Source organism: Streptomyces sp. NPDC058880, from assembly GCF_042742535.1.
In the GTDB taxonomy this organism is placed as follows: Bacteria; Actinomycetota; Actinomycetes; order Streptomycetales; family Streptomycetaceae; genus Streptomyces.
This window is the reverse complement of record NZ_JBHYMC010000032.1, coordinates 63,478-72,317: the sequence shown is the minus strand read 5'-3', so window position 1 is coordinate 72,317 and position 8,840 is coordinate 63,478. Positions and strand designations below refer to the sequence as shown.

The window sequence follows — 8,840 nt, the reverse complement described above, 5'->3', positions numbered from 1 at the left end:
GGCCCCGGCCGTCGGCCGGGGCCCCTCTCGCACGCGGTGGGACAAGACGCGATCAGGCGTCGAGGACCTGGCCCTCGCGCTTGACGACGGGCGGCTCGACCGACCACGGGAAGTTGATCCACTCGTCGGTCTTCTTCCACACGTACTCGCACTTCACGAGGGAGTGGGACTTCTCGTAGATGACCGCGGAGCGCACCTCGGCGACGTGGCCGAGGCAAAAGTCGTGCACCAGCTTCAGCGTCTTGCCGGTGTCGGCGACGTCGTCGGCGATGAGGACCTTCTTGTCGGTGAAGTCGATCGCCTCGGGCACGGGGGCCAGCATGACCGGCATCTCCAGCGTGGTGCCGACGCCGGTGTAGAACTCCACGTTCACCAGGTGGATGTTCTTGCAGTCCAGGGCGTAGGCCAGGCCGCCAGCGACGAACACACCGCCGCGGGCGATGCTGAGGATGATGTCCGGCTCGTAGCCGTCGTCGGCGATGGTCTGCGCCAGCTCGCGCACGGCGGCGCCGAAGCCCTCGTAGGTCAGGTTCTCGCGTACTGCGTTGCTCATGCCTCGTGCCTCACCTGGGTGCGGTGGAAGTTCTGGAAGGAGCGCGAGGCGGTCGGCCCGCGCTGCCCCTGGTACCGGGAGCCGTACCGTTCGCTGCCGTACGGGAACTCCGCGGGCGAGCTGAGCCGGAACATGCACAGCTGCCCGATCTTCATGCCGGGCCAGAGCTTGATCGGCAGCGTGGCCAGGTTCGACAGTTCGAGGGTCACGTGCCCCGAGAAGCCGGGGTCGATGAACCCCGCGGTCGAGTGCGTCACCAGTCCCAGGCGACCGAGGCTGGACTTCCCCTCCAGCCGGGAGGCGATGTCGTCGGGCAGCGTGATGACCTCGTAGGTCGACGCGAGGACGAACTCACCGGGGTGCAGGATGAACGCCTCGTCCCCCTCGGGCTCGACCATCCGGGTCAGATCCGGCTGTTCGACCGCGGGGTCGATGTGGGCGTAGCGGTGATTCTCGAACACCCGGAAGTACCGGTCGAGACGCACATCGATGCTGGAGGGCTGCACCATCGCCTCGTCGAACGGGTCGATGCGAACCCGTCCGCTGTCGATCTCGGCCCGGATGTCTTTGTCAGAGAGAAGCACGCCCCGAGGATACGCAGAGCGCGCGGGCCGCCCCAATCGAGAGGGACCGCCCGCGCGCCCGGCCGTACGACTCACCCCGCCCGGCGCTCAGCGCTTGGGCGCACCGCCGACGGGGACGGCCTGGCGCAGGCGTGCGCACCGCGGACACCGCAGCAGCCGCCCGGGCCCGATCCGGCCGGCACCGAGGTGCTGCAGCGGGAAGGAGGCGGTACTGAAAACGTGCCCTTCGGCACAACGGACGACGGTGTGCTCCATCGAGTCCCTTTCCCCAACGAGCCATACTGCGACGAATCGCCACATTAGGGGATGATCGGCACCCGCTCCAGCCGCCGCTCCGCACCACACGGTACGCCCCAACTCCCGCCCCCACACGCCCCCGTGTACACCACAGACGACAACGACCCCGCGGCGGATACACCGGGGGTCGATCATGAGGTAGAGTGTGAAACGGTAGTGATCCAGGCAACTGGTCCACTGTGCGGATGTAGTTTAATGGTAGAACATGAGCTTCCCAAGCTTATAGCGCGGGTTCGATTCCCGTCATCCGCTCTTGAACGAAGGCCCAGGTCACAGACCTGGGCCTTCGTCATTGTCTAGACCTCTCACCCCTCGCCGTGCCCTCCGCGTGCCCCAACTCGCAGGAACTCCCTGGCCGGAGGGCCCTTCGCGCACCACTTGCACCACACGAGCCCCCGCCGATCTCGCGTCGCGAGACACGTCCTCGATGACCTGCGTCACACCGCTGTCTCCGTCGCGTGAATTCGCTTTCCAAAAGGGGCGGTTGGTCGGAGGGGTTGACTCAGACCCTCGACGGGTCCGCCTAGTCCTCCCTTCCCGCCAACACGCGATCGGCGGCGTAGTGCGGGCAGGAAGGGAGGTGCCATGTCACCGTCACCCGGCACCGGTCGGCGGCGACGGTACGAGCCTGCCCAGTGGCCGGGCAGGCCGCGCAGTGCGGGCACGCGACGGTTTCGAACTTCAGCTCAGCCATCACCTACGCCACCTTCCCCGCCAACGGTGCTCGCGACGAGAGTGCCACGCCTCTCAGCGGGACAGGCTCCACACACCGGTCCCCACTGATGCAAGTCTCGAAGCGAGCGGCGCACCGGGACTCGGGGGCGGCCTGGTCCAGCCGTGCCAGTGAGATCACCGTTGAGCTGACCATCTCGTCAGAAGATTCCCACGGGTGCCGGTGGATGAAGGCAGTGACCCCGAGCGGGATACTCCGGCAGAGCGTCCGGACACGGCTGGTCCTTCCGTTCATGTGTGGGCCACGGCCGGCCCACCATGCCTTCCCGCAGAAGCGGCCGCCACCGTCGAGGCCATCGTGCGGGCTGTGCACCATGGCGATGACGTTCGTATCCGGATCCTTTTGGCAGCCTTGGTCGGCATCGCCGACGCCGAGGTTCTCCTCCACCTGCGGGAGCGGCTTCGCGAACGACCGCCGTGAGGGGTCAGGCGCGGCGGAACAGACGTGTAGCGATAGCGAGGCCGGCCGCGCCGCCTTGCCGTGGACGCCCCCGAGGCCGCCATGGAGCACCTGCGAGCTGCTGATCTTTAGGGAGGGCGCTGCTGACACACCCCGTAGGCTCACGCCCCCTGGACTGCACGTCGCAGCTGGCGGACGCTCCTGCTCCCGAAACGCTGCACTCGGGGGGAATCAATATCTATCCCCGCGGTCAGAGAGTTTAATGGACCCAGCAGGGAGAGTTCTTCCGCACCGCACACGATGGAGACATTTAACGCACACGAACCGCTGCAGCATGCTACTGTCGGTCTCGGTTGCAGTTTTGGTACCCAAAAACTTCAAGCGCTCCAGTCGGCCTCCGCGCCACATTCGAGTGCTTCATATTTCCGGTCATTTTCCGGCGGGGCATCATCGCGGCGACACGGTGTCCGTATGGTGCGGATGCTGGTGTACTGCCCCAAAGGAGATATGACATGGCATCTGGCACCGTGAAGTGGTTCAATGCGGCCAAGGGTTTCGGCTTCATCGAGCAGGACGGTGGCGGCGACGACGTCTTCGCCCACTTCTCGAACATCGCCTCCTCCGGCTTCCGCGAGCTGGTGGAAGGCCAGAAGGTCACCTTCGACATCGCGCAGGGCCAGAAGGGCCCGACGGCCGAGAACATCGTTCCCGCCTGACGCTGACGCGCATTTCGTAGCTGGGGCCCGCATCCCTCGGGGTGCGGGCCCCAGCTGCACGCATCTCCCTCAGTGGGTTCACCTGCGTGACGAGGTATCCAGGGTTAAAGCCCGCTCGGCGATTCACCCCCTCGATTTTTCTCGGTTTCGCGTCCACATGACGCCTCCCCATCTCAGCGCCTGCGACCGTGCAGAATCTCTGTAGGCCAGAGTCGCTTTCGCATTCCATTCGGCCCGTTCTTGTGATTCCCTGTGCTGCGCTTCCGCTGCGGGAATTCCTTGATACGTGCCGTATCAAGGAAGGTTCTGAATGAACCGCACTCGTACGAATGACCGTTCCTCTCGTACCCGTAGCCGCACCGGTGGCCCCGCTTTCGGCGCTACCACCGGTTCGGAGCGGGGGAACCGCTCCGGCTCGTCGGCCCCGAGCCGTTCCGGAGGTCCGAGCCGCTCCGGCGGCTACGGCCGCCGACCCGCCGCAATCCAAGGCGAGTTCGCCCTGCCGAAGACGATCACTCCGGCGCTGCCCGCCGTCGAGGCCTTCGCCGACCTCGCCATGCCGGCCGAGCTGTTGGCCGCTCTCGGCGCGCAGGGCATGACCTTGCCCTTCCCGATCCAGGGAGCCACCCTGCCCAACACCCTCGCAGGCCGCGACGTCCTCGGCCGCGGCCGTACCGGCTCCGGCAAGACCCTCGCCTTCGGCCTCGCCCTGCTGGCCCGCACCGCCGGGCAGCGCGCCGAGCCCCGCCAGCCCCTCGCCCTCGTCCTCGTCCCCACCCGCGAGCTGGCCCAACAGGTGACCGACGCCCTCACCCCGTACGCCCGCGCCGCGAAACTGCGCCTGACCACCGTCGTCGGCGGCATGTCGATCGGCAAGCAGGCCGGCGCGCTGCGCGGAGGCACGGAGGTCGTCGTGGCGACGCCCGGCCGATTGAAGGACCTCATCGACCGCGGCGAATGCCGGCTGAACCAGGTCGCGATCACCGTCCTCGACGAAGCCGACCAGATGGCCGACATGGGCTTCATGCCCCAGGTCACCGCCCTGCTCGACCAGGTGCGCCCCGAAGGTCAGCGGATGCTGTTCTCCGCCACCCTCGACCGCAACGTCGACCTGTTGGTCCGCCGCTACCTCACCGACCCTGTCGTCCACTCGGTAGACCCCTCGGCCGGTGCGGTGACGACGATGGAGCACCACGTGCTGCACGTCCACGGCGCCGACAAACACCGGACGACGACGGAGATCGCGGCGCGCGAGGGCCGGGTGATGATGTTCCTGGACACCAAGCACGCCGTCGACCGGCTGACCCAGGACCTGCTGAACTGCGGTGTCCGGGCCGCCGCCCTGCACGGCGGGAAGTCGCAGCCCCAGCGCACCCGCACCCTCGCCCAGTTCAAGACCGGACACGTGACCGTACTGGTCGCGACGAACGTGGCGGCGCGCGGCATCCACGTCGACAACCTCGACCTCGTCGTCAACGTCGACCCGCCCACCGACCACAAGGACTACCTCCACCGCGGCGGCCGCACCGCCCGCGCCGGCGAGTCCGGCAGCGTCGTCACGCTCGTCACCCCCAACCAGCGCCGCGACATGACCCGCCTCATGCAGGCCGCCGGCATCACACCGCAGACCACCCAGGTCCGCTCCGGCGAAGACGCCCTGAACCGCATCACCGGCGCCCAGACACCCTCCGGCATCCCCGTCGTCATCACCGCACCCGTCGCCGAACGCGCCAAGCGCAGCACGGCCTCCCGCGGCAGGCGACGGCCCGACTCGACGGTCCGGCGCGTGAGCGTGCGGCAGTCCGCCTTCGATGCGGCGGCCTGAGAACCACGTGATCAGGAAACTGACCCATCTCTGCAGGAGGCACGTTTTGACGCTGGTCCAGATGCAGCCCCGCTCGACGAACGCCAACCCTGTCCACCGGACAGTGGACACCGCGATGGAGGCGGCCGGTCCACAGGCCTGCGACGACATGACGGTCGAGGTCGCCCTGGCCGTCATGGCCAGTGCCCGCGCGGATCATCTGCTCGTCTGCGACGAGGACGGCCTGTGCACCGGGCTGGTCACCCAGGCCAGGCTCGCCGCCGTCCGCGACAGCGCGGCGTACACGGACCAGGTCCGTCTCCGCGACCTCCTGGGAGACCACGGGCCGGTCACCTCGCCCTTGACCACGATGGCCGAGGCCGAGCACGCGATGCGCTATCGCCGGCTCGATGCCCTGCCGGTCGTCGACGAGCAGGGCAGCGCTCTGGGCGTCCTCGCCCTTGCCCGCTGAACCGCCTCACCACGGCACGACCGTCCCCCTTTCCTCTTCCTGTGAGGCAACATGCGCTGCGTCATCGCCCGTTTCCCGTTCGACCTGACCAAGAGCGGTGTCCTGGAGTCGATGAAGGGCATCAAGCCCGAGCCGGTCGTCGGCGAATCCGTGATCATCGGGCGCCGTGCCTACCCCGTCAAGCAGGTCGGCCAGGTCATCACTCGGCAGGACCGGCGTGACTTCAGTGCCGGTGAAGTCCTCCGGGCCATGAACCAGCTCGGGTTCACCTGCCGCGGCCTCCCCCGGGCCGCCGTGCCCACGCGCGTCCTCACCCCGCTCCAGCAGGCATCCGCGATGCTCGGCATCCCGGTGACCGTCTAACGGACGGACAGGACCGGCGCAAGCCGACACCCGAACACAGCGAGGAGGGCCCGACCGGCACGCGCCGGTCGGGCCCTCCCGCGTACCCAGGGATTTCCTACGCGATGTCGGTCAGTGGTCGGAATAGCTGAAGTCGCCCATGGTCCAGGCGCTGACATCCGCGATCGAGACGCGATACATCCCACCCGTCTCCGGGATCCCCACCGTGCCCTGAAGGATGCGGGCCACATGGAAGTGCAGATGGGTGGGCGGCCCCTCGCGGGGTGTCGTGGCGGTGAAGACGGCGGCGAACTCGCCCAGGCGGGCGGAATCCGCCAGGACCTCCGACACCCGCTGCCTCCACACGGCTTCGGGTGCCAGCCGACCGGTGATGACAGCGCCACCGGCGACCACGGTCAGGGACATCTGATTGCTCTGCCCGGACTCCACCATCGTGGCAATGTCAACGAGCAGCTCGTCAGGCTTCGACATGGGAGCCGAGTTTATGCACCGGTCGTCCCGTTCCCTCGACGGCGAGGACTACCGGTCGAGAGGAGCACTCACCGTCTTCCCGCCGGAGGGCCGACGGGTGACACCGGTTGCTCGGGCGCTGCGGTGCCCATGGGCCAGCCGAATCCACCGGTACGGCGGCCGTACAGGACAGGGCGTCCGAGCCCCTGACCTGCTGTGCGGGATCCTCTGCACATCTGGTCCCACCGCAGAGGTCTAGCTCTCCTCGACGGATGCGAAAATCTATGATGGCCGGAGTAGACATTGGGCTGTGGCGTGGTTATGGTTTCTCTCGTAGCCCAGAGAGACAGCAGGGCCTGGCAGAGACGAACTGCCGGGCAGCAGTACCCGCAGTTGCAGTGCGCAGGACGGTGCGGTGGTGGAGTTCCGAAGCCAGGGTTGTTGCAAGATGGCGACGGGACTGACGACCGGACCGGGTGGCCCTCAGTGATCAGGGGCCGCCGTGAGCAGTACCCGCAGTTAATGCGGTGGCAGTACCTGTAAGTGCAGTTCGAAGTACCCAGCAGTGCAGTAAGTGAACAGCGCCTCGGTGAAGGCGTCGGCTGCGGGCGCACGCACCGGGAAGTTCGGCAGTGGGGTTCTAAGCCAGAGCAGACGCAGGATGGGCAACGGGGCTGGCTGCCGAAGAGTGGCGCTGGGTCAGGCCACTGAGCAGTACGAAGTAGAGCAGTACCAGCAGTAAGCAGTTGATCGCCGAGGGAAGAACGGAGGAGCCGAGCACCATCGGGATCGCCCGGGCGGAAGCCTTGCGCCCGGGTACCGCAGGACATCGATAGCGAGGTGGTCTCCGGTCAAGCAACCGCGATCCCCGCACTCCCGGCAGCGTCTCGGTCGGGTCGGCGGAAACACAGGGTCGGCGCAGTATCAGGGCCGACAGATGGTGTAGTAGTTCCTTCGGGGCCCTGGTGCCGTACGGCACCAGGGCCCCTCCACGCGTTCCATGAGAGAGGTTCAATGACAGCAGACGACTCGTTCGGCCGTCTCGACGACGACGATTACCCCGCCTACACGATGGGCCGGGCGGCCGACATGCTCGGCACCACCCAGGGCTTCCTCCGCGCCATCGGCGAAGCCCGCCTCATCACCCCGCTCCGCTCCGAGGGCGGCCACCGCCGCTACTCCCGCTACCAGCTGCGCATCGCCGCCCGCGCCCGGGAACTCGTCGACCAGGGCACCCCCATCGATGCCGCCTGCCGCATCATCATCCTCGAGGACCAGCTCGAGGAGGCACAGCGCATCAACGCCGAGTACCGCCGCGCCGCCGAATCATCCGCGCCGCCGCCCTCGGCCTGACCCGAGTGCGCCCGTCGGGATCGGCGGGAGCAAACGGCAGATGGGCCCGGAAGGGCTCCGGGGGAACGACCAGCAGGGCGAAGTGGTCGTTGCGGCCGCGGGTGATGAGAACGGTGTCGTCGCCGACGGGGTCGGAGTCGAGGTGCACGACCTGGTCGTCGATGATCAGCCGGGGTGGGAGAGCGTTCCAGGCGGATGCGTCCACTCCCACGCGGGTGATCGGCCCGAGGTGCCCGGTCAACACGCCGATCAGCGCGGGCAGCTCGGTCTCGATATCGCGGGTGTGGGGCCACCACGCGCCGTCCAGGAGGCCCTCCCGGGACCGTGTGGTCTCCAGCCGCAGCAGGGCCGTGCCGGGTTTGACCGCCCGGTGGATCGCATCCGGCAGCAGCAGCGGTGGCGTGTGGGGGATGTCGGATTCAGCCATGGGGTCCGCCCGTCTACGGGGTGCGGCCGCGCTCCGTAGCAGGTCGGGACCGGTCTCCGGGTCTCGACGTACGCGAGCTTGCCGTCGTTTCACGGTACCCCCGCGACCCGTGCCGCCGCTCTCCACCGCACCTCCGCCGGAAAATACCTGGTCAAATGGGTCATATACCACCGAACGCGCGTGCAGTGGAAGTACCGGAAGCACTTCGCACACCGGCTTTCATGCGGGTGTCGTTTCCGGCGATCGCTACAAACCGGGCTGTCGACGGGCAGTCCGGGGGCAGGTCCACCCCATGACCAGCATCCTCGAACGGACCGCTCCCCGCGACCTCGCCACAGAGTTCCCGGCACGCTTGTCCCTCACCCCGAAGACCACCCTCGCAGGCAAACTGGACGGCGCCTGGTGGCCCTACTCCCGTGATCTGACCGTCGAGCTTCCGCCGCTCGCGGCCGCCCTCGACGAGGCCTGGGGGCGCATCACCCGCGTCACCGTGAACCCCGCCCGCTGGCCCGTCGTCCCGCACGCCGTTCACACGGCCGGACGGACGCTCCACATCGGCTGGTTCACCGAACAGGACCCCGACAAGCACATGGAGGCCGCGGAGGAAGAACACGGCTGAAGCGCCTCCCCTGCGTGAAGGACGTGCAGCCGGGGGCGGGGACGCCGGCACGAGTCCTCACCTCGTCCTG

At 67.9% G+C, this 8,840-nt stretch carries 11 protein-coding genes and 1 tRNA gene; 7 read left to right on the top strand and 5 right to left on the bottom strand.

The features are described 5' to 3' along the window. Positions 1 to 52: 52 nt before the first annotated feature. The 3 genes from ACFW2G_RS19545 to ACFW2G_RS19535 form a co-directional block, all read right to left on the bottom strand. Positions 53 to 553 (bottom strand): phosphoribosyltransferase, encoded by a 501-nt coding sequence (locus tag ACFW2G_RS19545; protein WP_031155112.1) that lies wholly within the window; start codon positions 551 to 553, stop codon positions 53 to 55. Then, the gene (gene dcd, locus ACFW2G_RS19540; RefSeq protein WP_030956554.1) at positions 550 to 1,137 is read right to left on the bottom strand and encodes a dCTP deaminase; all 588 of its coding nucleotides are present in this window, start codon (positions 1,135 to 1,137) and stop codon (positions 550 to 552) included. Before dcd ends, ACFW2G_RS19545 begins: the two co-directional genes overlap by 4 nt. A gap of 87 nt (positions 1,138 to 1,224) precedes the next feature. Continuing rightward, positions 1,225 to 1,437, bottom strand: coding sequence for a hypothetical protein (locus ACFW2G_RS19535; protein ID WP_078556323.1), 213 nt, complete (start codon positions 1,435 to 1,437; stop codon positions 1,225 to 1,227). Positions 1,438 to 1,615: 178 nt separating this feature from the next. Between ACFW2G_RS19535 and ACFW2G_RS19530 the strand changes: the two genes are divergently transcribed. The 5 genes from ACFW2G_RS19530 (at position 1,616) to ACFW2G_RS19510 (ending at position 5,921) form a co-directional block, all read left to right on the top strand. Further along, positions 1,616 to 1,686 (top strand) — tRNA-Gly (locus ACFW2G_RS19530). A gap of 1,392 nt (positions 1,687 to 3,078) precedes the next feature. Continuing rightward, entirely contained in the window at positions 3,079 to 3,282 is a 204-nt protein-coding gene (locus tag ACFW2G_RS19525) for a cold-shock protein (RefSeq protein ID WP_384452480.1), read from the top strand. A gap of 310 nt (positions 3,283 to 3,592) precedes the next feature. Next, on the top strand, positions 3,593 to 5,107 hold the full coding sequence (locus tag ACFW2G_RS19520; RefSeq protein ID WP_384583158.1) for a DEAD/DEAH box helicase: 1,515 nt from the start codon (positions 3,593 to 3,595) through the stop codon (positions 5,105 to 5,107). Between the two features lie 46 nt (positions 5,108 to 5,153). Continuing rightward, positions 5,154 to 5,558, top strand: a complete 405-nt coding sequence (locus ACFW2G_RS19515; RefSeq protein ID WP_384583155.1) for a CBS domain-containing protein — start codon at positions 5,154 to 5,156, stop codon at positions 5,556 to 5,558. 51 nt (positions 5,559 to 5,609) lie between these two features. Then, on the top strand, positions 5,610 to 5,921 hold the full coding sequence (locus tag ACFW2G_RS19510) for an SCO5918 family protein (protein WP_384583152.1): 312 nt from the start codon (positions 5,610 to 5,612) through the stop codon (positions 5,919 to 5,921). Between the two features lie 111 nt (positions 5,922 to 6,032). Here the strand turns inward: ACFW2G_RS19510 and ACFW2G_RS19505 are convergent, their stop codons facing one another. Next, positions 6,033 to 6,392, bottom strand: a complete 360-nt coding sequence (locus tag ACFW2G_RS19505) for a hypothetical protein (RefSeq protein ID WP_384583149.1) — start codon at positions 6,390 to 6,392, stop codon at positions 6,033 to 6,035. A gap of 993 nt (positions 6,393 to 7,385) precedes the next feature. On the opposite strand from ACFW2G_RS19505, the gene ACFW2G_RS19500 reads away from it, so the two are divergent. Beyond that, entirely contained in the window at positions 7,386 to 7,724 is a 339-nt protein-coding gene (locus ACFW2G_RS19500) for a MerR family transcriptional regulator (protein WP_384452494.1), read from the top strand. Here the strand turns inward: ACFW2G_RS19500 and ACFW2G_RS19495 are convergent. Then, positions 7,669 to 8,151, bottom strand: coding sequence for a DUF5994 family protein (locus ACFW2G_RS19495; protein WP_384583146.1), 483 nt, complete (start codon positions 8,149 to 8,151; stop codon positions 7,669 to 7,671). The two genes, ACFW2G_RS19500 and ACFW2G_RS19495, sit on opposite strands and share 56 nt — an antisense overlap. Before the next feature lie 292 nt (positions 8,152 to 8,443). Between ACFW2G_RS19495 and ACFW2G_RS19490 the strand changes: the two genes are divergently transcribed. Beyond that, on the top strand, positions 8,444 to 8,770 hold the full coding sequence (locus tag ACFW2G_RS19490) for a DUF5994 family protein (RefSeq protein ID WP_384583143.1): 327 nt from the start codon (positions 8,444 to 8,446) through the stop codon (positions 8,768 to 8,770). Positions 8,771 to 8,840 lie beyond the last annotated feature (70 nt).